Origin of the sequence: Duganella vulcania, from assembly GCF_009857655.1 — a bacterium.
Lineage (GTDB): Bacteria > Pseudomonadota > Gammaproteobacteria > Burkholderiales > Burkholderiaceae_D > Rugamonas > Rugamonas vulcania.
In genome coordinates, this window is sequence record NZ_WWCX01000010.1 from 51670 (window position 1) to 76838 (window position 25169).

26 protein-coding genes and 1 tRNA gene are annotated in these 25169 nt (G+C 63.7%); 14 read left to right on the plus strand and 13 right to left on the minus strand.

From position 1 onward, the window contains the following. The first annotated feature begins 4 nt into the window (after window positions 1-4). From GTP90_RS09300 to GTP90_RS09325, 6 genes are read left to right on the plus strand one after another with little or no spacing between them, the layout of a single operon-like run. Entirely contained in the window at window positions 5-1159 is a 1155-nt protein-coding gene (locus GTP90_RS09300; protein WP_175048032.1) for an ABC transporter substrate-binding protein, read from the plus strand. Between the two features lie 6 nt (window positions 1160-1165). Next, window positions 1166-2038, plus strand: a complete 873-nt coding sequence (locus GTP90_RS09305; protein WP_161083238.1) for a branched-chain amino acid ABC transporter permease — start codon at window positions 1166-1168, stop codon at window positions 2036-2038. Beyond that, window positions 2035-3003 (plus strand): branched-chain amino acid ABC transporter permease, encoded by a 969-nt coding sequence (locus tag GTP90_RS09310; protein WP_371875039.1) that lies wholly within the window; start codon window positions 2035-2037, stop codon window positions 3001-3003. The genes GTP90_RS09305 and GTP90_RS09310 overlap by 4 nt, the downstream gene beginning before the upstream one ends. Then, window positions 2996-3709: an ABC transporter ATP-binding protein gene (locus tag GTP90_RS09315; RefSeq protein ID WP_161083239.1), complete on the plus strand. Its 714-nt coding sequence runs from the start codon at window positions 2996-2998 to the stop codon at window positions 3707-3709. The genes GTP90_RS09310 and GTP90_RS09315 overlap by 8 nt, the downstream gene beginning before the upstream one ends. Beyond that, a complete protein-coding gene (locus GTP90_RS09320) occupies window positions 3702-4403 on the plus strand; it encodes an ABC transporter ATP-binding protein (RefSeq protein WP_161083240.1) in 702 nt (233 codons plus the stop codon). The genes GTP90_RS09315 and GTP90_RS09320 overlap by 8 nt, the downstream gene beginning before the upstream one ends. Window positions 4404-4463: 60 nt before the next feature. Beyond that, on the plus strand, window positions 4464-4910 hold the full coding sequence (locus GTP90_RS09325; RefSeq protein WP_161083241.1) for a hypothetical protein: 447 nt from the start codon (window positions 4464-4466) through the stop codon (window positions 4908-4910). 20 nt (window positions 4911-4930) lie between these two features. Here GTP90_RS09325 and GTP90_RS09330 read toward each other — a convergent pair whose 3' ends face one another. The 4 genes from GTP90_RS09330 to GTP90_RS09345 all read right to left on the minus strand — a co-directional run bounded on the left by GTP90_RS09330 (window position 4931) and on the right by GTP90_RS09345 (window position 7753). Further along, a complete protein-coding gene (locus GTP90_RS09330) occupies window positions 4931-5437 on the minus strand; it encodes a hypothetical protein (protein WP_161083242.1) in 507 nt (168 codons plus the stop codon). A gap of 175 nt (window positions 5438-5612) precedes the next feature. Continuing rightward, entirely contained in the window at window positions 5613-5954 is a 342-nt protein-coding gene (locus tag GTP90_RS09335; RefSeq protein ID WP_161083243.1) for a hypothetical protein, read from the minus strand. A gap of 59 nt (window positions 5955-6013) precedes the next feature. Continuing rightward, the gene (locus GTP90_RS09340) at window positions 6014-6664 is read right to left on the minus strand and encodes a hypothetical protein (RefSeq protein WP_161083244.1); all 651 of its coding nucleotides are present in this window, start codon (window positions 6662-6664) and stop codon (window positions 6014-6016) included. 117 nt (window positions 6665-6781) lie between these two features. Beyond that, entirely contained in the window at window positions 6782-7753 is a 972-nt protein-coding gene (locus GTP90_RS09345) for an Lnb N-terminal periplasmic domain-containing protein (protein ID WP_161083245.1), read from the minus strand. Between the two features lie 223 nt (window positions 7754-7976). On the opposite strand from GTP90_RS09345, the gene GTP90_RS36865 reads away from it, so the two are divergent. Next, window positions 7977-8876 carry a LysR family transcriptional regulator gene (locus GTP90_RS36865; RefSeq protein WP_161083246.1) on the plus strand — a complete coding sequence of 300 codons (900 nt, stop codon included), beginning with the start codon at window positions 7977-7979 and terminating at the stop codon, window positions 8874-8876. A 59-nt stretch (window positions 8877-8935) separates the two neighbouring features. Here the strand turns inward: GTP90_RS36865 and GTP90_RS09355 are convergent, their stop codons facing one another. Then, window positions 8936-9373 (minus strand): KGG domain-containing protein, encoded by a 438-nt coding sequence (locus GTP90_RS09355; RefSeq protein WP_161083247.1) that lies wholly within the window; start codon window positions 9371-9373, stop codon window positions 8936-8938. Between the two features lie 274 nt (window positions 9374-9647). Between GTP90_RS09355 and GTP90_RS09360 the strand changes: the two genes are divergently transcribed. Continuing rightward, on the plus strand, window positions 9648-10622 hold the full coding sequence (locus tag GTP90_RS09360; protein ID WP_161083248.1) for a gamma-glutamyl-gamma-aminobutyrate hydrolase family protein: 975 nt from the start codon (window positions 9648-9650) through the stop codon (window positions 10620-10622). Window positions 10623-10668: 46 nt separating this feature from the next. Here the strand turns inward: GTP90_RS09360 and GTP90_RS09365 are convergent, their stop codons facing one another. The 3 genes from GTP90_RS09365 to GTP90_RS09375 all read right to left on the minus strand — a co-directional run bounded on the left by GTP90_RS09365 (window position 10669) and on the right by GTP90_RS09375 (window position 13467). Beyond that, window positions 10669-11043: a hypothetical protein gene (locus GTP90_RS09365; RefSeq protein ID WP_161083249.1), complete on the minus strand. Its 375-nt coding sequence runs from the start codon at window positions 11041-11043 to the stop codon at window positions 10669-10671. Between the two features lie 113 nt (window positions 11044-11156). Further along, window positions 11157-12278 carry a YbdK family carboxylate-amine ligase gene (locus GTP90_RS09370; protein ID WP_161083250.1) on the minus strand — a complete coding sequence of 374 codons (1122 nt, stop codon included), beginning with the start codon at window positions 12276-12278 and terminating at the stop codon, window positions 11157-11159. A 1-nt stretch (window position 12279) separates the two neighbouring features. Next, window positions 12280-13467, minus strand: a complete 1188-nt coding sequence (locus GTP90_RS09375) for a cation:proton antiporter (RefSeq protein ID WP_161083251.1) — start codon at window positions 13465-13467, stop codon at window positions 12280-12282. Between the two features lie 85 nt (window positions 13468-13552). Here GTP90_RS09375 and fghA point away from each other — a divergent pair, with 85 nt between their 5' ends. After that, window positions 13553-14404: an S-formylglutathione hydrolase gene (gene fghA / locus GTP90_RS09380; protein WP_161083252.1), complete on the plus strand. Its 852-nt coding sequence runs from the start codon at window positions 13553-13555 to the stop codon at window positions 14402-14404. A 1-nt stretch (window position 14405) separates the two neighbouring features. Here the strand turns inward: fghA and GTP90_RS09385 are convergent, their stop codons facing one another. The 3 genes from GTP90_RS09385 to GTP90_RS09395 form a co-directional block, all read right to left on the minus strand. Then, window positions 14406-14987: a DJ-1/PfpI family protein gene (locus GTP90_RS09385; protein WP_161083253.1), complete on the minus strand. Its 582-nt coding sequence runs from the start codon at window positions 14985-14987 to the stop codon at window positions 14406-14408. Between the two features lie 90 nt (window positions 14988-15077). Then, window positions 15078-16040, minus strand: a complete 963-nt coding sequence (locus GTP90_RS09390) for a chemotaxis protein (RefSeq protein WP_161083254.1) — start codon at window positions 16038-16040, stop codon at window positions 15078-15080. Between the two features lie 162 nt (window positions 16041-16202). Beyond that, a tRNA-Gly gene (locus GTP90_RS09395) sits at window positions 16203-16278 on the minus strand. 115 nt (window positions 16279-16393) lie between these two features. On the opposite strand from GTP90_RS09395, the gene GTP90_RS09400 reads away from it, so the two are divergent. The 4 genes from GTP90_RS09400 (at window position 16394) to GTP90_RS09415 (ending at window position 21236) form a co-directional block, all read left to right on the plus strand. Further along, on the plus strand, window positions 16394-18028 hold the full coding sequence (locus tag GTP90_RS09400; RefSeq protein WP_161083255.1) for a Na+/H+ antiporter: 1635 nt from the start codon (window positions 16394-16396) through the stop codon (window positions 18026-18028). A 116-nt stretch (window positions 18029-18144) separates the two neighbouring features. Further along, entirely contained in the window at window positions 18145-19164 is a 1020-nt protein-coding gene (locus tag GTP90_RS09405; protein WP_254451791.1) for a sensor histidine kinase, read from the plus strand. Next, window positions 19152-19919, plus strand: a complete 768-nt coding sequence (locus tag GTP90_RS09410) for a LytR/AlgR family response regulator transcription factor (protein WP_161083257.1) — start codon at window positions 19152-19154, stop codon at window positions 19917-19919. The genes GTP90_RS09405 and GTP90_RS09410 overlap by 13 nt, the downstream gene beginning before the upstream one ends. Window positions 19920-20015: 96 nt before the next feature. Beyond that, window positions 20016-21236: an acyltransferase family protein gene (locus GTP90_RS09415; RefSeq protein ID WP_161083258.1), complete on the plus strand. Its 1221-nt coding sequence runs from the start codon at window positions 20016-20018 to the stop codon at window positions 21234-21236. Here GTP90_RS09415 and GTP90_RS09420 read toward each other — a convergent pair. Both GTP90_RS09420 and GTP90_RS09425 read right to left on the minus strand, forming a co-directional pair. After that, entirely contained in the window at window positions 21172-23586 is a 2415-nt protein-coding gene (locus tag GTP90_RS09420) for a penicillin acylase family protein (protein WP_161083259.1), read from the minus strand. The genes GTP90_RS09415 and GTP90_RS09420 overlap by 65 nt on opposite strands. Before the next feature lie 80 nt (window positions 23587-23666). Further along, a complete protein-coding gene (locus tag GTP90_RS09425) occupies window positions 23667-24605 on the minus strand; it encodes a bifunctional helix-turn-helix transcriptional regulator/GNAT family N-acetyltransferase (protein ID WP_161083260.1) in 939 nt (312 codons plus the stop codon). A 154-nt stretch (window positions 24606-24759) separates the two neighbouring features. On the opposite strand from GTP90_RS09425, the gene GTP90_RS09430 reads away from it, so the two are divergent. Continuing rightward, window positions 24760-25089: a four-helix bundle copper-binding protein gene (locus GTP90_RS09430; RefSeq protein ID WP_161083261.1), complete on the plus strand. Its 330-nt coding sequence runs from the start codon at window positions 24760-24762 to the stop codon at window positions 25087-25089. Window positions 25090-25169 lie beyond the last annotated feature (80 nt).

Sequence of the window (25169 nt, forward strand, 5' to 3'; positions counted from 1 at the left end):
TGGAATGAAGAACATCACAATCGCGGCACTGACCGCGATGGCACTGGCTGGCGGGGCGCAAGCGGAGGAATTCACGGTTGGCGCGGAGCTGCCGCTCACCGGCACGCTGGCCCGAGTGGGCTCCGGCATGCAGGAGGGTGTGCTGGTGGCCGCCGAGGTATTCAACAAGACCAACGGCAAGCACAAGATCAAGATCGTCACCATCGACGACGAATCGGCGCCGGCCAAGGCGGTGGCCGCGGTGGAGAAGCTGGCCAGCCAGGGCGCGGTGGCGATCACCGGCGGCTACGGCTCCAACAACATCTCGCCCGCGTCGGACGCGGCCAACAAACTGGGGCTGGTCTACATCACCTCCGGCGGCGTGGACGATAGCCTGGTCAACAGCGGCCGCAAGAACTTCTTCCGCATTAATAACACCGCCGGCTACGAGAAGGCCGTGCAAGGGCTCTTGGCAGACATGGGCACGAAGTCCGTCTCCATCGTGTTCTCGACCAAGGAGGCCACGTCCGACCTGGCCAACTCGGTGCAGAAGGCGCTGACGGCCAAAGGCGTCAAGGCCACCGCGCACTCCTTCGATCCGGCCATCACCGACTTCAAGCCGATCATCAACAAGATCAAGCTGCAAGACAAATCGGAAGCGATCCTGATGGTCGGCTACGAGAACGACTACGTCGGCATCCTGCGCGCGGCGCGTGTGCTCAAGCCGGCCGTCAAGGCCATGATCGGCGTATGGTCGCTGGCCACGCCCAAGATGGCCGCCGAGTTCCCGGACCTGATGCCCAATGTGTACGGCACCGCGCTGCTGCCCTTCCCCGCCGTCTTCGACACCGCTGACGGCAAGGTCTTCGCCGACACCTACAAGGCGCTGTACAAGAAGGAGCCGGACTACCTCGGCCAGTTCGGCTACGTGCAGTCGATGCTGCTGTTCGAAGCCATCGCCCGCGCCGCCGACAAGGGCACGGTGAAGAAAGGCGGCGTGGCCGAGGAACTGCGCAAGACCGACCGCGAAACGCTGATCGGCCGCGTGCAGTTCGGCGCCAACGGCGACAACCCCAACTTCGTGCACCGCATGGGCCAGCACCAGGGCAAGAATATCGTCATCGTCTGGCCGCGCGAGACGGCGACCGGCAAGATGGTGTATCCGGGCCTGCCCTGGTAAGCCGCCGTGACGGAACTGATACTCCAGGCGCTGTATTCGGGCCTGCTGCAAGGCGGCTCCTACGCGCTGATCGCGCTGGGACTGGCTCTGGTGTTCGGCACCATGCGGGTGATTAACCTCGCCCACGGCGAGCTGGTTCTGCTGGCGGCCTATATCGCCTACTCGGTGGAATCGGGGCTGGGCCTCAATCCGGCGTGGGCGATACCGATCGCGCTGGCCGTGGTCAGCGCCACGTCGGCCGGCGTGTACTGGATCGTCAGCCGCATCAGGAAGGACCGCGAGATCAATTCGCTGATACTCACCTTCGGCATCGGCGTGATCCTGACCAACCTGATACTGCTGATCTGGAAGGCCGACGTGCGCTCGACCAGTTCCAGCTGGTTGCAGGAGGCCTTTGTGGTCGGTCCCCTGTACAGCATGCGCAGTGAGTTGATCTTCTTCATCGCCAGCCTGCTGCTGATGGGCGGCTTGTGGTGGTGGCTGTCGCGCAGCTGGTATGGACGCGCGCTGCGGGCCGTCTCCAGCAATCGCGACGCGGCCAAGTTGATGGGCATCTCGCCCGGACGCACGGAGCTGGTGTCGTTCATCGTGGCCGGCATGCTGGCAGGGTTCGCGGGCGTGGCGCTGTACAGCTACGGCGTGATCCAGCCCGCGTATGGCGGCGCGCTGACGGTCAAGGCCTTCATCATCACCGTGCTGGCGGGCATAGGCTCGATCCCCGGCGTGCTGCTGGGCGCCGTGCTGCTCGGCGTGGCCGAGGCGCTCACCGTCACGCTGGCCAGTTCGGCCCTGCAGGAGCTGGCCGGCATGACCCTGTTCCTGCTGGTGCTGTTCGTGATGCCCAATGGCCTGATGGGCGCGGCCCGGAGGCGCGGATGAGCCGCCCCGCCGCAAACACCGGCGCGGGCATGGTCCGCCTCTGGTGGATCGCCGCCCTGGCCGCGGCCTACGTCGCCGTGCCCATGCTGCTCGGCGCCGACAACTACGTCATGAGCCTGATCGTCGCGGCCATGGTGATCGGCTGCGTCGCCCTGTCCTGGGCGCTGCTGGGGAACATGGGCGGCATGGTCAGCTTCGGCCACAGCGCCTTCTTCGGCGTGGGCGCGTATGTATCGGCCATCGTCACCGCCAAACTGGGCGTGCCCGTACTGGCGGGCATCGCGCTGGGCGGCGCCGGCGCACTGCTGGCATCCATCGTGATGCTGCCGGTGCTGCGGCTGCGCGGCCCCTACTTCGCGCTGGCCATCCTGGCGTATGCCCACATCTTCCGCATCCTCGCCACCGAATGGAGCTCGGTCACCGGCGGCTCCGGCGGCATCGCCAACATCCCGGTGCTACCGACGATCCTAGGCTATGACATGAGCGGCAAGACCGGCGCCTACCTGACGATACTGACCATCGTGCTGCTGTTTGCGCTGGCCTACCGCGCCATCCGCGCCAGCCACTACGGCATCGCCCTGCGCGCCATGCACGACAGCGAGGACGCCACCCGCGTGGTGGGCGTCAACAGCACGCTGCTCAAGGGCCTGATGTTGATGGTGTCCGCCTTCATGGCCGGCGTGGCCGGCGCCTTCAACGCCCACTACATCAACTTCCTCGAACCGGATTACGCATTCAACAGCGTGTGGGTGACGGTACCCATCGTCGCCGCCATCTTCGGCGGCTACCGCACCATCGCCGGGCCGGTGGTCGGCGCATTGGTGGTGTACCTGCTGGACCAACTGGTGTTCAAAACGCTGATCCCCACCGGGCATCAGCTGGTGCTGGGCGGGCTGCTGGTGGCGATGATCATCTTCAGTCCCACCGGCCTGCTTGCTCTGCTGCGGAGGAAAGACCATGCTTGAGCTGAACAATCTCTCGGTCCGCTTCGGCGGCCTGACGGCGGTCAACGCCGTCACGCTGACGGTCGGCACGCACGACGTGGTCGGCCTGGTTGGCCCCAACGGCGCCGGCAAGACCACGCTGTTCAACGCCATCTCCGGCCTGGTGCGGCCGACCGGCGGCACCATACGCTTCGACCGCCATGACGTGCTCCGCACGCCCATCTACCGGCGCGCGCGGCTGGGCATAGGCCGCACCTTCCAGATACCGCAGCCCATGCACGAACTGACGGTGCGCGAAAACCTGGTCGTCGCCCAGCGCTTCGGCGCCGGCCACGTCGACGAAGGCAAGATCGACGAGATCCTGGACTTCACCAGCCTGGCCGACAAGGCGAACCGCAACGCCGCCACCGAACTCGCGCTGACCGAACTCAAAGCGCTGGAAGTGGCGAAGGCGCTGGCGACCACACCCAAGCTGCTGCTGCTGGACGAAGTGCTGGCCGGGCTGGAGACCAACGGCAAGCGGCGCTTCATGGGCATGCTGAAGGAGATGCACGCGCGCTTCGGCGTCGGCATCATCATCATCGAGCACGATATCGAAACCATCCACGCGCTGTGCCAGCGGGTGGTGGTGCTCAACTTCGGACAGTTGATCGCGGACGGCACGCCGGAGGCGGTGTTCAACGATCCCGAGGTAATCCGCAGCTACACAGGAGCGGCGCATGCTTGAACTGGACCAGGTACGCGCGGGCTATGGCGCGATCAACGTGTTGTGGGACGTGTCGATGCAGGTGGCGGCCGGTAAGCTCACCACCATCATCGGCCCCAATGGCGCCGGCAAGACCACGCTTCTGCGTGCGATCATGGGGTTGGTGCCGGTGGGCGGCGGCGAGATACGGCTGGACGGCGCGCGCCTGAACGGCACGCCGACGTGGGATATGGCGGACCGCAGCGTCGCCATGATCCCCGAAGGCCGCATGGTCTTCCGCGACATGAGCGTGGAGGAGAACCTGATCATGGGCGCCTTCCACAAATCGCATCGGGCGCATGTGAAGCAAAGGCTAGAAGAGGCTTACGAGATGTTCCCGCGCCTGCGCGAACGGCGCACGCAGATGGCCGGATCGATGTCCGGCGGCGAAGCGCAAATGCTGGCGATGGCGCGCGGCCTGATGTCCGATCCCAAGCTGCTGCTGATCGACGAACCCTCACTGGGCCTGGCGCCGCTGGTCGTCAACGAATTGTTCGAGATACTGGAACGGCTCAAGGCCGGCGGCCGCACCATCATACTGGTCGAGCAGAATACCGAGCGTGCGGTGGGCGTGGCCGATCACGTCTACCTGATGCAAAGCGGACGCGTGGCCCTGTCCCAGCCGGCATCCGAAGTCCAGCTGCAGCACCTGCACGACCTCTACTTCGCACGTTGAAGTGTAGTAAATCAGAAATTAGGTTACCATCTGATAGTAAGTCACCATTTACTTCCCAATATGAAATTCAAGACTTTCCTTATCGCCAGTGCATTATCTGTGGGGTTCTCCGCAAGTGCCGCGACAAAGGATGAGCAGTCCGGCATTAAACAAATCGAAGACATCCGACGTAGCTTCTTCATGCCGGTAGCGACAAATTCTCTTTGTCCAGAGGAATATCGTGTCAGCGCCGAGAAATTTGCGGCCTTTCGCAGTAACGCGCTGATGTATCTCGATTACCTGCAAGCTTCGGTCGACCTTTCAGCGAAACCGCAGTTCGAGAGTGCGCGGACAGAAATTACAGGCAATGATATCCCGGCTACCTTTTTAGCCAAAGCTACAAAAATCTACCGCAAATACCCGCCAGCAGAGGCTCAGAGCCTATTCTGTGCAAGCCTCAACCGTATGTTTGATGGGGAAATTATTGAGCTGCTGATGCGCGGGGAGCAAAAGCGTCGCGGTGAGTGAAGTCTGATTTTAATTACGGCCTATTCATAGAGCTCGGACCAAGCCATCCGTTCTTCCAGCCATTCATCTAGCTCGGATTCATCCAGCCCGGCAAGTGCGGCACCGAGTTTGAGCTCGCCCTTTGCGAGAGCGAGTACACCGAGAATTGCTGCCGTAGTTGGGCTGTCGTTTTTTGCTTTCATGTCGGCCAACGCTAAGGCGAAGACCCGCACCCAAGCGCTGTCGTAATCTGCTTTCAACCAAGCGGGTACTTCGGGATTACCTTTGCGATGGCGCGCCACCTCAATAGTTGCCAGCAGTCCGTAAAAATTCCAACCGCGTTCTGCCCCATTGCTCGCAGTGAGCACCAGTTGAGGAACGGCCGCATAAGAAGCCGTATCGACGTCACCTTGATGGTGGAGCTCTTCCCATAGCTCATCCCATACATCGATTCCGGCTTGCATCGACCGCAAGGCCACCGAAACATCATATGGAACTCTATAACCACCGCAGAGCTCCTTCCACTTTTCATCTTCAAGGCTCAGCATGCATCCATGTACTTTCGTTTTGGCTAGCTACTTCTGGCCGAGGTCAGCCCGTCCCGTGGTCATAAGGCGAATAATGATAACGCACTCAGCCAGCAGCTTAGAACGAAGGCGTTCTTCTACTGGGGCCAGCTTTAAATCCGTACGCAACACGGCCTCTGAATTCAGGCGACCGTCATTAATAGATCTCGCCTTCATCGCCAAGAACCTGAGCCCCGAACCGTGACGCGAGTTCCTTCATTTTCTTGATCGCGTTCTCACTTGGATTTCTAACGGAAATTTCACCACGACGGTAGGAGAAGTAATGTTTTTCATTCGTCTCTGGATCGGTCCAAGACGCCATCAATGGATTACTGACTTGGATAATCTCATGTGTTCGAGGATTAATCGCCGTGGCAGTTGTATCCATTTCCAGTAGTCCATCAGCAGCAACGGCATTCTTCCATTCCAGTTCAGAAATCGGTTTTTGCGAACCCCGCGACGACTCGGTAGCCTTTGTAATGTGTAGATCGTAACCCATAGCTGTAGATTCGATTCATCCTAAGTGTTTATGCAAAAACGGCAGCCTCCGGGCCTCCATCACCAGAACTTCCACCACGCTTTCGCGACTGGTGGCGCGGGCATTTTCGCGGCCGGTTGTCTGCTGTAGCAATTGAACCTGGTCCTGTAGTCCCACTCATCCCAAGGAACGACACCAAAGAAAGCATCCATCACCTGAACCAGCAGATGCGCCGTGACGTAAGGCTCAGATGTCACGTCGCCAGTTTCCAGATTCCGGTAAGCAGGGGGCTCGCCTTCTTCCTCGATGAACGGCTCCGCCGTCAGCCACGGCATCTCGAACGCATTGGGCGTTCCTTCATCCACCGTCTTTTCCTGGGTATGCATTCGTGATCGAACCGTGATGCCGTCTTTAATGATGGCATAGCCGAACGAGCCACCCGAATCATAATGGCAGAACACCACAACCAGTTCTGGTGCACCCAGTGCCGCAAATACCGCAGGCTCCAGCGATCGCCGTTCGAAGAGAATTTTTGCCGCAATCTCGCCGTTGTAAATGAAGGTTGCTCCGTTCCTTGATTCGATCGCCACATTCCCCGGTACGCGGATGTCATGCACCTGCTCCGCTGCTGCCGGATCGAGAGAACTTCCAACGGCCATCCGCACCAGCGCCTGTTCGTCCAGCGTTGACGCGTTAGGCCTAAATGCCAACCCTGCTGTAGACAATCCCAAATTCAATTCCTTCCATCTCAGTTATCGGCCGAGCTCATCCAAAGGCCCAGATAGTAGCACCTCAGCAAGTTAAAAAAGGCGCACATTATCACGCTAGCCAGGACCATATTTCCGGGATTATCTGGGAAGTCTGATGCGGTCGGAAAAATCCATCGCCTTGTCGGCCGCCCGCGCCTTGGCGGTGATGTGGGCTTGCTGCCGCAGCGAGTCGAAGCCGCCCTGCCCGGCCAGCGCGCCGATGTCGTACAGGTAGCGGTCCAGATAGCCCGACGCCAGCAGCCGCCAATCCACCGGCAGGCCGGTATCGATGCGACGCGCCATTTCAAAGATGATGGTGGTGCAATTGGCTGTCAGCGTGTTGTAGAAGCGCGGCTCACGCTTGAGCAAGGCCCCTTCATCCAGATAGGACAAGAACAGCGAGCGCATGACTTCCGGCGGCATCTTCAGCCGGTACAGATACATATCCTCATCGCGCACATTGGTGCGCACGCGCAGGATGTCGCGCTCGTCGGCGGCGATCAGCACCGTCTCGAAGCGCTTGAAAAAGCCGGCGATGGCGTCGAAACTCTCGCCGCGCTCCTTGCGGATCTCGATGGAGAACGTCAGGTAGCGGCCGTCCGCAAAGCCGAACGACACCAGCGTGTGCGCGATGGCAGGCCCCATCCAATACGACAACGCCACATCGACCGACCGCAACTGGTTCAGGTCATACTGCCGCTGCTCCCAGCGCTGCGTGTAATCGGCATCGCTGCGCCATTCAAAGTTGCGCACCTGGTCCAGCGTGACCACACTGCCCTGCACGCGGCCGGTGACCATGCGCGCCACGTCGTCGGCCCACACGCGGTCGTGGCTAGGTTTGATGGTGCTCCACCAACCCATCATCAGCGCCACCGCGATCAGCCAGGGCAGCAGCACGCGCGCACTGCCGCGCCACCACCACACCAGCGAGGCCGAACTGGCCACGCCCCAGGCCACCGCCAGGAAAGGCGCGGCCTGGAACCACAGCGCGCCGCCGCCCCACAGCGACACGCACAACATCAACAAGGAAGCGAACAGCTTGCCAGCGAGGAGCAGGTATTTTTTAATCATGCCCGATTATAGGGGCATTAATCCTCTTTATCGTCGACGCTGCTCGCGCAGCCGATCTGGACGCATATTACTTTTACTGCAATACTGACGACCACGCCGATAATTCCGATGAGTTCCAACATGGCGGTTCCCGTAATCAAAGAAAGACGCTTCACTTTAACGGCGCCGCGCTGAGCAATCCAATATCAAATTCGGCGGTCAACTATCTCGAAACGGCATAGCGGTGATTTCACTTAAACAGTTTAAATATTTTGTAGAGATCGTGGAGGCCGGCAGCTACTCGCGCGCGGCGGAGAAGCTGTACGTCGCGCAGTCTGCGCTGAGCCGGCAGGTCAAGGAGCTGGAGGACGAGCTGCAAACCCAGCTGCTCACGCGCGACTCGCGCCATATCCAGCTGACGCCGGCCGGCCAGCTGTTCTTCGAACGCAGCAAGCGCATCCTCGACGACATTGACCGCACGGTGGTGCAGGCGCGCCAGGTGGGCCAAGGCGCGCAGGGTCTGATCCGCCTGCAGCATTCCAGCTCGGTGATCCTGACGCCCGCGCTGACCGGCGCCCTGGGCCGCCTGCTGGAACAATTCCCCGGCGTGACGCTGGACATCTCGATGGCGCCATCGGAAGACCAGACGATGGACATCGAGGAAGGCCGCGCCGACATCGGCCTGATCCGCATGCCCACGCTGCGCAAGTTCCCGCACATCCAGGCGCGCGAGCTGATCACGGAGCGGCTGGTGGTGGCGGTGTCGCGGCACTCGCCGCTGGCGGCGCTGGACAATATCGAACTGTCCAGCCTGAGCCAGGAACCCTTCATCTCGATCCCGCACAAGGACCGTGGCGGCCTGAGCTACCTGGTGGCCAACCTGTGCCTGGACCAGGGCTTCTTTCCCAGGCCGGCGCGGGTACTGTCGCGCAAGTCGTCGCAGCTGAGCCTGATTGAGGCCAACCTCGGCATCGCCATCGTGCCTGAATGCATGCAGCTGATGGCGCCGGCCGGCGTACGCTTCATTCCGCTGTCGCGCGGCACCCTGTTCACCAAGGTCGGCCTGGCCAGCCGGCGCGAAGCCGAACCGCTGGTGACGGCCTTCGCCGACGCGCTGCTGCGCGAACTGACGCAGAGCCACTAGTCGGCGGCGCGGAAAAAAAATGGCGGCCCGAGGCCGCCATGATTGAAGCTTAAACCAGATTAACGGTCATTCTTGTGGCTTTGACGGCCAGCTTCAGCATGTTGCTCAGGCGTGCCACCGCGGGTGCCGCCAGAGGAACCAGAACTGCCCGAGCTGCCCGAGCTGCCTTGGTTGCCTTGGCCGCCGCTGCGCGAATTGGCGTTGGACGAACCGCTCTGCTGATTGCCATCGTTCTTGTGGCTCTGGCTACCAGCCTGGCGTGCCTCTTCGGACGTGAACTCATGCGCATTGCCCGATGCATGTGCTGCACGACCGCCTTCGGCCGCGATTTCGCGCTGCTTATCGGGATCCATCGAAGCGAAACCACGATTGCTGGTATCGCTCTGCTGGCTCTGTCCCTTGCTGCCCTGATTGCCTTGGCTGCCTTGATTGCCGTGGCTGCCTTGATTGCCTTGATTGCCTTGATTACCTTGGTTGCCTTGATTCGAGTTTGCCATGATATAGCCTCCGGTTGATGTAATAAAAAAACCCAGCTCATCAGTGCTGTCACCGCCGATGTGTCAAGGAGGATTCATCGTAAGGCCAGTTCAACAGGCAGCATATAAGCTATCCCGCTGTGCGCGTGTAGGACATCGCTGTCGAATTGGTACCTCAGGTTTTAACGCGAGATTGTCAATTGCTCGTTTCAGTTTTTTCAAGCGACGTAGCGGGCGACTGATGGCATCGGCATGTGGCACACTGGAATCCTGTAGATAGCGGACGAGGCAAGGCATGAGCGGGGAAGCGGACAACAAGGATCAGGCACAGCAACCGCAGCACCGGCGCAGCGGCGACCGCGACCGGCGCGCGCGGCCGGACACCGGCACGCCCAGCTATCTGGACCCCGGCGACACCGTCTTCAGCCTGTGGGGCCGCGTGATCATGGCGCGCTACCGGCGCTTCGCTGCGGCCGCCACGCGCCACATCATCCAGCGGCCGCTGCACATCGGCGTGTCGGCCCGCATCTTCCATCCCGAGCCCGGCGCCACCGGCCTGCGCAGCAAGAATCTGCAATATCTGGAGGAGTCCATCGCGCAATGGGTGATGTCGCGCGACGTGCTGGTGTTCATGATCCCGACCGTCAACACCGACGGCCTGCTGCACCCATCCAACATCCGCCTGCGCGACTACGCCAAGCATCTGGACGGCCTGGTGCTGCAGGGCGGCGCCGACGTCTCGCCGCAAAGTTATTCGGAAACGCCGACCCGGCCCGAATGGAGCGGCGACCGCGCGCGCGACATGTACGAGCTGGAACTGCTGCATGAATTCGTCGAAGCGGGCAAGCCGGTGCTGGGCATCTGCCGTGGCTGCCAGCTGATCAACGTGGCCTTCGGCGGCACGCTGTACCAGGACATCGCCTCCGACGTGCCCGATTCGCTGGCCCACGTCAACGACGAGTACGACCGCAACCGGCACGAGGTGAGCTTCCCGGCCGGCTCGTCGCTGGCCAAGCTATTCAAGGGCAAGGGTGTTGGGCTGGTGAACTCCATCCACCACCAGGCCGTCAAGACGCTGGGGCGCGATATGGCGGTGGAGGCGCTGTCGGTGCCGGACAAGATGGTCGAGGCGATCCGCTACCGCAAGGCGCCGTTCGTGATGGGCCTGCAATGGCACCCGGAATTCCACCAGGCCGGCGGCGTCGAACTGCTCGACTGCACCGCCATCCTGGACAACTTCCTGCGCGTGGCGCGCGAGACGCGGTTTTAGGACACGCCCGTCCACATCGAACACCAAGCCGCCATTGCCATCCCGGCTAGAGCGCGCTAAAGACTTTGACGATAAGGCCGATCGTACCGAAAGCCGTCGTCATGCAAATACCAAGCAGGATGCGGAAATCCGTCGTGCGCGCTTGTGTGATCTGTCCGTTCATACGAACCAGTTCGTCCTGAAGCCGATCAAATTGCTGGTCGATGCGGGCGAAGCCGCGTTGCATCGCTTCATGTATCAGCGACTGCGCCTTGTCCTGATAGTCAATCGCGGTCTCGACGCGTGCAATGCGCTCGACGACGCGATGTTGTTCTTGCTGGGGCTGGTTATCGCCATTCATGGTGAACTCCTCAATATCATCCACCACTTTACGCCGACATTCATGCGCGGCATAGCGTGCACGATTGAGATAGGTCCGCACGGCACGCCACTGGCGAGCCCCTGCGCGTTGACGTTGCCGACCACGATATAGTCGAAGGCGGCGATGATTACGCTGCTACGGGTGTGCAGAAAATTGATCCTGCTATTGACAACCTACTCGCGCCCCCGGAACCGCTGGATCGCCGCATCGACCATGCCTTCGGCGCTGCCGCTGCGCTCAAACTGCTGACGCAGGTAGTGGGCGTCGCTGCCCTCGTGCGTGACCTGCATCAGATGCTGCAGGCCCGCCGTGCCGCCCAGCGCGGCGCCGTGCGGTTCCATCTTGCGCAGCGTGGTCAGGATATCCTCGCGCAGCGACAGGCTCTCGTACGTCTTCGGATGCACCAGCGTGCCATCCAGCCCGAAGCGGCAAGCCTGGAAACGGTTATAGTTGTAGACCAGGTAATCGTCCTCCGCCGGCGGCGCCTCGCGCCGCTCCAGCAGATAGCGGCACAGCGCCTGCAGATAGCAGGCCAGCGCCGCCGCCCGCTCCACCGTCAGCGGCGTGTCGCACACGCGCAGCTCGATGGTGCCGTATTCCGGCTTGGGCCGGATATCCCAGTAGAAGTCCTTCATGCTCTTGATCACGCCGGTGTGCTCCATCTTGGCGAAATACTCGTGCTCGAAGGTGGACCAGTGCTGCATGAACGGCGCCCGGCCGCTCATCGGAAACGCGAACACGGAGTTCAGCCGCGCGGAATTGAACAGCGTGTCATTCCCCTGCACATACGGCGACGAGGACGACAGCGCGATGAAGTGCGGCACGTAGCGGCTCAGCGAATGCAGCAGGAACAGCGCGTCGTCGCCCGAGGCGCAGCCGATGTGCACGTGCTGGCCGAAAATCGTAAACTGTTTAGCCAGATAGCCGTACAGCTCCGACACTTCCTTGAAGCGCGGCTTGGCGAAGATGCGCCGGTCCGACCACTTCTGGAACGGATGCGTGCCCCCGCCGCAGATGCCGATGTTGAGCTGCTCGCCCGCCTGCACCAGCGTGTCGCGGATCACCTGCAGCTGCGACACCAGCTCGCTGTGATGCGTGTGCACGTCGCTGTTAATCTCGATCATGCTCTCGGTGATCTCCGGCGTGACGTTGCCGGGAAACGGCTTGCGGCTCAACAGGTGCAGCAGGTCCGGGCTGGACGCGGTCAGGTCGAAGTCCGACAGGCTGACCAGTTGCAGCTCCAGCTCCACGCCCATGGTGAGCGGCTGCGATGATTTGAAGGGTTCCAATGGCATGTCAATGCTCCTCTTTAGCCGGGGTTTCGTTGGCCCAGATCAGGGCGCGCTGCGTGACGACAGGGCCGACCACTTCCAGCAGCAGCGTCATCGCCGCCAGCGCGGCCAGCTCGTCGACCAGCACGATGCCCATGTATTTAGTCTGCTCCAGCAGCAGCGTAACGAACACCGACATCGGCGACAACGCGATACCGGTCAGCAAACCCTTGCGCCACGAGATGCCACCAACGTGCGCGAACGCCGCCACCGCCGCCGCCTTCACAATGAAGCGCGCCAGCAGCAGCACCACGCCCAGCCCCGCGCCTTCGACCACGCGCTCCCACTCCAGCGTGGACACGGCGAACACAAACAGCAGCACCGTCAGCAGCTCGCCGATGCCACCGAAGTTGCGCTCGGTGCGGCTGAAGGCCACGCGGCTGTGGCGCGCGGCCAGGCCGAAGGTCAACGTGGCCAGCACCGGCGAGACGTCGAACGCGTGCGCCATCGCCACCAGCAGGATTACGCCAAGCGCGAAGGCAATCGTGCCGTCCTGCGCCATCGCGCCCAGGCGGCGCAGCACGGCCGGCACCAGGAAGCCCATCACCGCGCCCATCACGGCCGATATCAGCAGTTCGATCAGGCTGTGCGAAATGGCCTGCGTCAGGCTGCCCGACGTCTGGAACACCCAGAAGCCGACCACCACCTTGAACACGAACACCGCCAGCACGCAGTTGATTGCGACCAGGTGCAGCACGCGCTCGGTCACCTGCCCCGAGCTGTCCTCCTCGTTGATCACGCGCAGCACGCCGGCGGGCGACGTGGACATGGCCAGCGACGCCAGCAGCAGCGAAGTCAGCGGCGGCATGCCGGTCAGGTGCGAGATCAGATAGACAATGCCGAACGTGGCGGCCGATTCCACCAGCCCGCTGACCGCGATCCACGGATTGATGCGCAGCCAATGCAGGTTGATGCGATAACCGAATTCAAACAGTATCAGTCCGAAAGCCAGATTGGCCAACAGGGTCACGGTACTGGAAGCGCCGCTGCTCAACGCGGCGGGAAAGATCTGCACCATCAGGAAGCCCACCACGCCGTAGACGCTGATGCGCGGCAGGCGTGTCCAGCGATGGATGAATTCTCCCGCCAGCCAAGCCAAGGCAATCGCCAGGGGCCAGCCTAGTTCGGTCATGACGACCTGAATATCCGGCATGTATTTCTCCTTCTTTAAGATACTTGTACAATTCTGGACGACAACGGGCGTGCTCACTGTGCGCTAAGGAACATAAAGGAACAACATGCTTGAACTAATCAGTGAACATGCCTGCTTCGGCGGCGTACAGCGCTTCTACCGGCACGCATCTCGCGAGATCGGCCTGCCGATGCGCTTCTCCGTTTTCGTTCCGCCCCAGGCTGCGCGAGGCCCAGTACCGGCGTTGTTCTACCTGGCGGGACTGACTTGTAATGAAGAGACTTTCATGATCAAGGCCGGCGCCCAGCGCGCCGCGGCGGCGGCCGGCCTGATGCTGATCGCGCCGGATACCAGCCCGCGCGGCGCCGGCATCGACGGCGAATCGGACAGCTGGGATTTCGGCGTCGGCGCCGGCTTCTATGTGGACGCGACGCAAGCGCCGTGGTCCACGCACTACCGCATGTACAGCTACATCCACGAGCTGCGCGAACTGCTGGTGCGCGAGCTGCCGGTGGACGGCGAACGCATCGGCATCTTCGGCCACTCGATGGGCGGCCATGGCGCGTTGACGATGGCCTTGAAGCGGCCGGACGTGTTCCGCTCCGTATCCGCGTTCGCGCCAATCGCGGCGCCGTCGATGTGCCCGTGGGGGAAGAAAGCCTTCAGCGGCTACCTGGGCGACGACACCGCGGCATGGGAGCAGCACGACGCCAGCCTGCTGATGGCGCGCCTGCAAACGCCCTTCCCGTCCGGCATCCTGATCGACCAGGGACTGGGCGACAAGTTCCTGAAAGAGCAGCTGTATCCGGAAGTATTCGAGGCGGCCTGCCGCACCGCCGCGCAGCCGCTGGAACTGCGGCGGCACGACGGATACGACCACGGCTACTACTTCATCGCCACCTTCATGGAAGACCACATCCGCTTCCACGCCCGCTGCCTGGGTGCGGCCCCAACTTGATCTAGAGCTTGATTTCCGTGCCCAGCCGCTGCAGGAACTGGCCCAGCCACGCCGGGTGCGCGGGCCAGGCCGGCGCGGTGACGAAGTTGCCATCGGTGACGGCCTGGTCGACCGGGATGTCGGCGTAGTTGCCGCCGGCCAGCTTGACCTCGGGCGAGCATGCCGGATAGGCCGAGATGGTCTTGCCGCGAATAACGTCGGCGGCCGCCAGCAGCTGCGCGCCATGGCACACGGCGGCGATCGGCTTGGACGCGGCCGCGAACTGCTGCACGATCTCGATCACGCGCGGGTTGAGCCGCAGGTATTCCGGCGCGCGGCCGCCGGCGATCATCAGCGCGTCATACTTGCCCACGTCGACGTCGTCGAAGTTGGCGTTCAGCGCGAACAGATGGCCCGGCTTTTCCGTGTAGGTCTGGTCGCCCTCGAAATCGTGGATGGCGGTCTTGACGGTCTCGCCCGCCCGCTTGTCGGGGCACACCGCGTGCACCGTGTGGCCCACCATCTGCAGCGCCTGGAACGGCACCATGGTCTCGTAATCCTCCGCAAAGTCGCCGGTCAGAAACAGAATTTTCTTAGCTGCCACGGTATTTCCTTTCGAGAAATGGAATGCAAAAAAGGGCCGCGACGTCGCCGTCACGGCCCTTCGATACTACCCTTGTTTGCAGCAGCGTGCTTACGTCGCCGCTTTGTTCAACACGGTGCGCAGCGTGTCCGCCAGGTCCTCGGCCGAGAACTTGGCCACGTAGGCATCCGCGCCCACGCCCTTGACGTGATCCTCGTTGGTCTTGCCCGACAACGAGGAGTGGATCACGACCGGAATCTTGGCGAAGCGGGCGTCCTGCTTGACCAGGCGGGTCAGCGTGAAGCCGTCCATCTCCGGCATTTCCAGGTCGGTCAGCACCAGCGCGACGCGGTCGCTGACCGGCACGCCTTCGGCCTTGGCGCCGTCGGCGATGTGCTGCAGGCGGTCCCAGGCTTCCTTGCCGGACTTGGTCATGATGAAGTGGGCGCCCATCGCTTCCAGGCCCTTCTCGATCAGGTTGCGCGCGACCACGGAGTCGTCCGCCGCCAGGATCACGGCGCCCGGCTTGAGCATGACTTTCGGGCCGATGGTTTCCGGATCGACGTCCTTGCCTTCCGGCGGCACCAGCTCGCGCAGGATGGTTTCCACGTCCAGCACCTGCGCCAGGCGGGTATTCTGCACATCGCCGTCGACGCGCGCGATACTGGTGACCTTGCCGCCGGCGGTGCCTTCGGCGGTCAGCACCTGGCTCCAGTCCAGGCGCACGATCTCATCGACCGACTCCACCGCGAACGCCTGCGTGGTGCGGGCGAACTCGGTGACCAACATGATGTTCAGACCGGTTTTTGGGGTCACACCGACGATGCCTGGCAAATCCAGCACCGTGATGATTTGTCCGCGCAGATTGACGACGCCCAGCATGTGTGGCGGGGATCCGGCCACGGCAGTCACTTCCGGCATCGCGACAATCTCGCGGATTTTGAAGACGTTAATACCGAACAACTCGGAATGTTCGCCGTTGGCGTCGGCGCCAAGGCGGAACAGCAGCAGTTCGAATTTATTGGAGTTGGTCAGGTTACTGCGCTCATCAACTTCCTGTTGAACTGATTTCATAGATTTCGTCTCCGTCGGTGGTAGCTCCGTAGCAAGTATAACGTCAGCCAATGCCCCCCGTCACACTTTGAAAGAAGAGATATTGTTTTACAGCACGAGATACAACGGTATGGACGTAAAAAAAGGAAGCTCGAGGCTTCCTTTTAATATGCTACCGAATTCTGGAGCGGGAGAAGAGTCTCGAACTCTCGACCTCAACCTTGGCAAGGTTGCGCTCTACCAACTGAGCTACTCCCGCAGAAGACAGAATTATGACAGAAAGATTTCCGTTTTACTAGTGCTCTGCCCCAACTTTTTGCGCCGCCTTGCATGGTGTAAGCTTGCTGACGTTTTGCAATATTGAAGGATCGAACATGGATTCAATCGAAGTGGTGCTGGTGATGCTGCTGGCCGTGGTGGCCAGCGCCTATCTCAGCCGTTTTCTGCCGCGCGCCGTGCCGCTGCCGCTGGTGCAGATCGCGCTCGGCGCGCTGATCGCCGCCAAGTCCACGCGCGGCGTCGACCTGGAGCCGGACCTGTTCTTCCTGGTGTTCCTGCCGCCGCTGCTGTTCCTGGACGGCTGGCGCATCCCCAAGAGCGGCCTGCTGCGCGACAAGGGCACCATCCTCGAACTGGCGCTGGGCCTGGTGGTGTTCACCGTCATCGGCGCCGGCTTCCTGATCCACTGGCTGATCCCCGCCATGCCGCTGCCGGTGGCGTTCGCGCTGGCCGCCATCATCTCCCCGACCGATCCGATCGCGGTCGGCTCGATCGCCGCCACCACGCCCATCCCCAAGCGGCTGATGCACATCCTTGAAGGCGAATCGCTGCTGAACGACGCCTCCGGCCTGGTGTGCTTCCGCTTCGCCGTGGCCGCCGCGCTGACCGGGGCCTTCTCGGTCAGCACCGCCGCCCTCACCTTCGTCTGGCTGGTGGCGGCCGGCATCGGCGCCGGCGTCGCGGTGACGCTGCTGGTGACGCGGCTGCAGTACTGGCTGAGCCGCCACTACGGCGAGCCGACCGGCTCGCCCATCCTGGTCAGCCTGCTGCTGCCGTTCGGCGCCTACCTGGTGGCGGAACGCCTGCACGCATCAGGCATCCTGGCGGCGGTGGCGGCCGGGGTCAGCATGAGCTATGTGGAGCTCAGCGGCCACACGCTGGCCAATACCCGCATCCAGCGCTCGGCCGTGTGGGACACGGTGCAGTTCGCGCTCAACGGCATCATGTTCGTGCTGCTCGGCGAGCAGTTGCCGGACATCTTCCGCGACGCCAGCGCCACCATCGCGGAGAGCGGCCATTTGAATCCGTGGTGGCTGGCGGTGTACGCGGTGGCCATCAACATCGGCCTGCTGGCGCTGCGCATGCTGTGGGTGTGGGCCTCGCTGCGGCTGACCATCTACAAGCAGAAGATCCGCAACCAGCCGCGCATGAAGATCAATCCGCGCCTGCTGCTGGCCACCACCCTGGCCGGCGCGCGCGGCGCCATCACGCTGGCCGGCGTGCTGACGCTGCCGCTGGCCATGCCCAATGGCGCGCCCTTCCCGGCGCGCGCGCTGACCATTTTCCTGGCCTGCTCGGTGATCCTGATCTCGCTGCTGACGGCCAGCCTTGGCCTGCCGCGCCTGTTGGCCGGCATGACCTTCCCGGCCTCGCCGGAAGAGCAGCAGGAGGAAGACCTGGCGCGGCGCACTGCGGCCAACGCCGCCATCGCCGCCACCGAGAAGACGCAGATCGCCTTGATGGAGGCCGAGTCCTGCGTCGACCCCGAAGTCTATCCGCAGGCGGCGGCGCGCATCATCGCGTTCTATGAGCACAAGCTGCGGGAGGTCGATCCGGACGCCGGCGCCGCCTGGCGCAAGACCGACCACGCCGAGAAGGAGCTGCGGCTGGCGGCGCTGGAGGCGGAACGCCAGGCCATCTACACGCTGGCGCGCAACGACCATATCTCCGACGAGATCTCGCGCAAGCTGGTGCGCGAGATCGACCTGATGGAGGCGCGCTACCGCTAGTCGCTAGTCTCATCGGCTCATTGACCTATTGATAAGAATCGGTAATCATCTGGGCCATGCTACCTAAGCGCACACAAACCACCATCGGCGCGGCCTGGATCCTTTTCTGGCTGCTGATGAACCTTACCGCCGTTCAGGAATACCTGCGCGACCACCAGACCGGCCTGTGGAAGCCGATTGTGTGGGAGACCTCGTCGGCGCTGACCGGCACCCTGCTGCTGCTGGCCCAGCGCCACTACACGCGCCGCTACGACCACCTGCTGGCGCAGCCGCTGAAGTGGTTCACGCGCCAGCTGGCGTGGCTGCCGGTGTACTGGGTGCTGTTCGTGCCCATCGCCTTCGGCATCCGCTATGGCGTGTACGCGCTGGCCGGCGACACCTACACCCACCTGCCCTGGCCACAGACCTTCCTGTACGAAGACGTGAAGATGACGGTCTTCTTCAGCATTTTCGCCACCATCATGTTCGGCGTGCTGTCGTACCACGCGATGCAGAACGAGAAGCTGCGCGTGGAGCGGGTCAACGCCTCGCTGCGCGAGGCGCAGCTGCTGCGGCTCACCCAGCAGATGCAGCCGCATTTCCTGTTCAACGCCCTCAACACCATCTCCTCGCTGATGCACAGCGACGTGGCGCGCGCCGACGCGATGCTGATCCAGCTGGCCGACGTGCTGCGCGCCACGCTCGACGTCAGCGAGCAGCACCAGGTCACGCTGGCGACGGAGCTGCGGCTGCTGCGCGGCTACGCGGCACTGATGTGCGAACGGTTTTCCGACCGCGTGCACATCGTCTGGGATATCGACGAGACGCTGCTGGACTGCCAGGTGCCGGTCATGAGCATGCAGCCGCTGTTGGAGAACATCTTCAAGCATACCGTTGAACGGCGCCGCCAGGCCACCACCATCACCATCTCGGCCAGCCGCGAACAAGACGCAATGGTGCTGCGGCTGGAGGATGACGGCGGCACGCTGCGCGCCGGCGATGGGGCGGCGGCCGGCGCGCGGTCCGGCGCCGGCATCGGCGTGCGCAACCTGCGCGAACGCCTGTCGGCCATGCACGGCGCCGGCGCCACCTTCGACCTGATCCAGCTCGCGCCGGCCGGCGTGCGGGCGGAAATGCGGCTGCCATGCGCGTCCTGATCGTCGACGACGAGCGCCCGGCGCGCGACAAGATGCGCCGCCTGCTGGAGCAGGAGTCCGACATCAGCGCGATCGAGGAAGCCCGCGACGGCGTCGAGGCGCTAGAACGCCTGCCGGCCTTCGCGCCCGACCTGCTGCTGCTCGACATCCAGATGCCCGAGATCACCGGCCTCGATGTCGCCGCCTCGCTGCCGGCGCCGGCGCCGCTGGTGGTGTTCGTCACCGCCTACGACGAATACGCGATCCGCGCCTTCGACGCCAACGCCATCGACTACCTGCTCAAGCCCTACGACCAGCAACGCCTGCAACGCGCCCTCCAGCGCGTGCGCGAACGCCTCGCGCAACAGCGCGCCGCCCAGACCATGCAACCCATGCCACCATTCCTGACCGAAGAAGCGCCCGCGCCGTTGCAGCATCCCCTGCCCGCCATCAGCCAGCTGCTGATCCCGGAGCGGGGAGGCACCCGCATCGTGCGGGTCGAGCATATCCAGTGGATCGAAACCGCCGACAACTACGTCGTGCTGCACACCGCCGACGGCCAGCCGCTGATGCGCCAGACGCTGGCCGGCCTGATCGACAAGCTCGGGCCACGCTTCCTGCGCTGCCACCGTCGCGCGGCCGTGCAGCTGGACTGGATCGTCAGCGTGCAGCACCTCGACAAGGGCGACGGCGAACTGATATTGCGCAGCGGCGCGCGCGTACCCTGCTCGCGCCAATACCGCGCCGAAGTCATGGAGCGGCTGAGCGGCCTGTAGGCCGGCTCGCCCCACCAGCATCCCGCTTCGCCCCCGCGCGCTGGACGCCGCCCGCGGGGCATCGCTAGACTGGCTTCATTCAACCAGGAGCCAGCAATGAACCAGACCGCAAACAACCGACTGTACTTCCTCGACTGGATACGCATCTTCGCGTTCTGCGTCCTGATCTTCTACCACACCGGCATGTATTACGTGACTTGGGGATGGCACGTCAAGAGCCCATACGCCAGCGACGCCATCGAGCCGCTGATGCTCTTGTCCTCGCCGTGGCGCCTTGGCCTGCTGTTCATGATCTCCGGCGTCGCCACCGCCTTCATGCTGCAAAAGGTCCGCGTCGGCGCCCTGCTCCGGCAGCGCAGCTGGCGCCTGCTGGTGCCGCTGGTGTTCGGCATGCTGGCGATCGTGCCGCCGCAATCGTATTTTGAAGTGGTCGAAAAGCTCAACTACACCGGCGGCTATGGAGAATTCATGCGCCTCTACGTCAGCGGCTACCACGGCTTCTGCAAGCAAGGCAGCTGCCTCGACCTGCCGACCTGGAACCACCTGTGGTTCGTGGCCTACCTGTGGGCCTACACGATGGTGATCGGCGGCGTGGCCGCGCTGGCCGGCGCCGCGCGCCTACGCTCCTGGTCCGACGCGCTGGGCCGCCAGCTAGCCGGCTGGAAGATCATCGTGTTGCCGGTGCTGGCGCTGTTCGTGGCCCGCTACGCGCTGGCCGAGGCCTTCCCCGAAACCCACGCGCTGGTCAACGACTGGTACAACCACGCCCACTACTTCTTCCTGTTCGTGATGGGCGTGATGCTGGCGCTGCAAAATGGCTTCTGGGCCAGGGTGGATGGACTGCGCTGGACCAGCCTGGGACTGTGGCTGTTCAGCTGGGCCGTGGTGGTGTGCCTGCATTCGATGCCGGAATCGGTGGGCGACCTGCCGATCATTGCGCAAATGAAGCCGCTGCTGCGCATGATCTTCTGCCTGGGCCAATGGGCGCCGATCCTGGCCATCTGCGGCTTCGGCCACCGCCACCTGGCCTTCGACAGCGCCAAGCGCCGCTACCTGACCGAAGCCGTTTTCCCGGTCTACATCCTGCACCAGACGCTGATCGTCAGCATGGCGCACTGGCTCAAGCCGGTGAAGCTGGCGCCCGGCACGGAGGGCGCGGTGCTGGTCGTGCTGACCTTCGCCATCAGCTTCGGCCTGTTCGAAGTGGTGCGCCGCGTCCCCGTGCTGCGCCCACTGTTCGGCCTTGGCCGCGCTACTTCACAAACGTCAGCGTATGCGCCGCAGGCCCCGGCAGCAGCGGCGTATCCCGTCCGCTGACCCAGTCGGCGCGGCCATCCAGGAAGTACGGCGACAAGGGATGGCCGCTCTGCCCACCCGGCATATTGAACACGCCCTGTTCCTCATGGCCCGGCGACACCGTCAGCCGCTCCGACTGGCCGAACGACGGTCCCGATACCCGCGGCATGTGCTGGTCGCCGGGCAGCATGTCCGGCGCCACCTTCAGGTACTTGCCCAGCACCGGCACCACCGCCGCGAAGGGATGGGCGCTGGCCGCCGTGTTGCGCTCCCCCCAGGTGGCGCTGGCCAGCGGCTTGCCATCCTTGGTCAGGTCGGCGATCACGCGGTCCAGCGCGGCCAGTTGCAAGGCCTGCCAGCTGGCGTACCGCGGCGGCAACCAGGCGGCCGGCTTCTCGTCCAGCACACGCGCCACCACCACCGGCCAGCGCGACGTCACCGCCGCCATGTTGGCCTTGGCGTCGACCTTCGCCATCTCCTCGTTGGCGCTTTCGAACAGGATGTCGTACAGCGCGTACATGTAGGCGCGCGTGATGCGGTAGCCCACCGAGTCCACGCTGGCCTTGCCGGTCCAGCTGTCCTTCAGCAGCTTGAGCGCTTCCGCGCGCAGCGGCTTGCCTTCGACGGCCTTGGCGTCCAGCGCGGCCATGGCGCGTTCGCGCCAGGCGGTCAGGAACACGGCGCGGTCGTCCAGCGTGATGGCGTAGACTTTTTTCACGTCGGTCTTGGGGCCGAGCGCGGTCAGGTCGTCGCGCACCTGGTGCGTGCGGGCGCCCAGATCGAAGCCGCCGTCGCCCAGCAGTTCGGCGCCGGCATTGGCCAGCTGGCGGCTGTTGGCGGTGGCCAGCTGTCCGCCGGCCGGGTTGACGACCCTGGGATATTCCTCGGGCTTGAGCCAGCCGGTCCAGACGCCCGCCTGGTCGTCCGCCGACAGCGGATAGGTGGCGGCCACGCCGGCCGGCGCACGGCGCGGCAGCGCGCCGGCGATGGTCCAGCCGATATTGCCCTTGTCGTCGCCGCCGACAAAATTCTGCGCCGGGATGCCCATCGTTGCCGCGATCCCCATCGCCTGCTCCAGCGTGTCGGCGAACTCCAGGTTCCTGGCGTTGAGATTGACCGCCGCCGGGGTGTGCGCAACCCAGTGGATGGCGTAGCTGCGGCCTGCGGCCTCGCGAATCGGACCGAGGCTGGTTTCGCGCACGGCCAGTTTGGCCGCCGGTTCGCCTTTGATTAGTATCGTTTCCTCGTGCGCCACCGGGGTCTCCCAGCCGGCCTGGGTGCGCACCTGGCCAGGCTTGGCCGGGTCGGTATCGAGCACGATCAGGTCGAGATAGTCGCCGTAGCTGTTGGTGAAGCCCCAGGCCACATGGCCGTTACTGCCGACCACCACCGCCGGCGTGCCGGGCAGCGTGACGCCGACCACGCGGCGCTGGCCGCCTTTCCCGTCGGGGAACTGCAAGGCGAGGCGGTACCAGATCGCCGGCAGCTGTATGCCGAGGTGCATATCGTCCGACACAATGGCCGCGCCGGTGTCGCTGCGGCCGCCCGCCACCGCCCAGTTGTTGCTGCCCACGGTGTTGAGGAATTCCGCCGCCGCCACTTTGGGATCGGTATGCGCCGCGCCGCCGTCGGCCTTGGGCTTGCCCCACCATGCGGGTGGCGCGGCGGGAATCGCGATGTCGGCAGCCGTCACCGATTGCGCGTCGAGCGGCGCATCCCACTGCGTCGATTCCGGCGCCAGGAAGGCGCGCTGCTCTTCGGTCGCATGGTCGCGGAACCAGCCGCGCGCCAGCTCACGCGGCTCCTGGCTGCCTTGCAGGTCGAAGTACATCGCCCAGATAGCCAGCAGCGAATCGGCCGCCGACCACGCGCGCGGCGGCATGCCGATCAGCGCATATTCGAACGGCCTGGCGCCCAGCTTCCGCAGGCCCGCGTTGACGCCTTCCACGTAACGCTCCAGCAGCGCGCGGTCGGCCGCCGGCATGGTTTTCAGCGCCAGCTCGGCGCGGGCGCGGAAGCGGTGCAGGCGATGGGATTTATCCAGCGGCAGTGCGCGCGCGCCGAATAGTTCGGACAATTCGCCGGCCGACACCCGGCGCAGCAGGTCCATCTGGAAGTAGCGCTCCTGCGCATGCACAAAGCCGGTGGCGTAGGCCACGTCCATCCGGCTGCCGCCGCTGATGAGCGGCACGCCGTGTTCATCGCGCGCCACGCTGGCGCCGGCCTCCAGTCCCGGCGCCTGCACCGTGCCCTCCAACTGCGCCAGGCTGCCGCGCAAATACAGCCACGCCCCGGCCACCGCCGCCAATATCAATACCACCAATCCGATTACGACACGCTTGGACCACACCCCCAGCCTGCTCTTTTGCATAGTATCCCCACGGTTGATTAAACTACCACGTTGAGGATAGTGCCAGAGAAGCGGCCGTGCAGGCAATCAGCTGGTGGGTATCAGAGCGTCAGTTCCCAGGTTTCGTTGACCATGTCCTGGCCGAAGGCGTGCACCGGCTCCTCGGCCACCAGCACGTATCCCTTGTTTTGGTAGATCCGGCGGGCTTCCTTCTGCTGGTCGGTGGTCCACAGGCGCATCTTGCGGTAGCCGGCGGCGCGCGCGTAGCGGTGGCATTCGTCGACCAGCCGCGAACCGAGGCCGTAGCCGCGGGCCTGCTCTTCCACCAGCAGCAACCGCAGTTTGCCCACACCCTCCTCGCCGTCACGCGCCAGCGCGATCGAGCCGACCGGCTGGCCCGCCATCTCGGCGATCCAGCAATGCTCCAGCGCCGGATCGAAGTTGCGTTCGAAGTCGGCGCATATCTCGCCAACCAGCTTCCCGAAGCTGTCGTCCCAGCCTTGCTGCTCGGTGTAGATGGCGCCGTGGCGGCGCGTGATCCATTCCATGTCGCCGGCGCGATGGGGGCGCAGCACGAACGGCTGGGCGTATTTGAAGCCGCTCTCCGCGTCCAGCATCTGCTGGATGGTACGCATCGCATCGAGCATGCGCAGCTGGTCGGCCTCGCCGAAGCGGGCCAACAGGTCGCCGACCTCCTCGCGCGAGCGGCGGTCCAGCGGCTCGTAGACGGCACGGCCTTGCGCCGTCAGGTGCAGCAGCTTGGAGCGGCCATCGGTGGCCGACGGCACCCTGGACACCAGCCCCGCGCTTTCGAACTTGGCCAGGATGCGGCTCAGGTAACCGCGATCCAGTCCCAAGTCGCGGCCCAGCACCGCCGCCGGCTGGTCGCCCTGATGGGCCAATTCGTACAGCACGCGCATCTCGGTCAGCGTGTATTCGCTATGCAGCAGGCCCTCGCGCAGCACGCCGATCTGGCGCGTGAAGAAGCGGTTGAAGGAACGTACCGCCGCGACGCGGTCATCGAAAACAGGAACTGACATGGAGCCTCCAGCTGAAACACGAAAGGATTTTGCAATATATCGTTGACTGAGTCAACATTAATCACGGTGCCGGAAAGAGCGGACGCGCACAGAAGGCGGCCATGCATGGGCCTAGCATGGATTTCCCATTGCAACATCATTGAAAGGAATCGTCATGGAAATCACATCAGCCATGCAGGACTGCATAGACGCCTGCGACAACTGCCATCAAGCGTGCCTGCAAACCGCCCTGACCCACTGTCTGGAAATGGGTGGCCGCCACGTGGAACCGAACCATTTCCGCCTGATGCTGGACTGCGCGGCGATCTGCGAAATGTCGGCCAACATGCAGCTGAGCGGATCGCGGTTCAGCCCCAAACTGTGCGCGCTGTGCGCCGACATCTGCCACGCGTGCGCGCTGAGCTGCCTGGAACTGGACGGCATGGAAGAATGCGTGCGCGCCTGCGAAGCCTGCGAACACAGCTGCCACCAGATGCAGGCATAGCACAGACGATTTCGCAACAGATTGGCGACCGGGCCAACATTCAGTCGCGCCGCTGCCGCCGCGATGCTAAAGTCGGCATA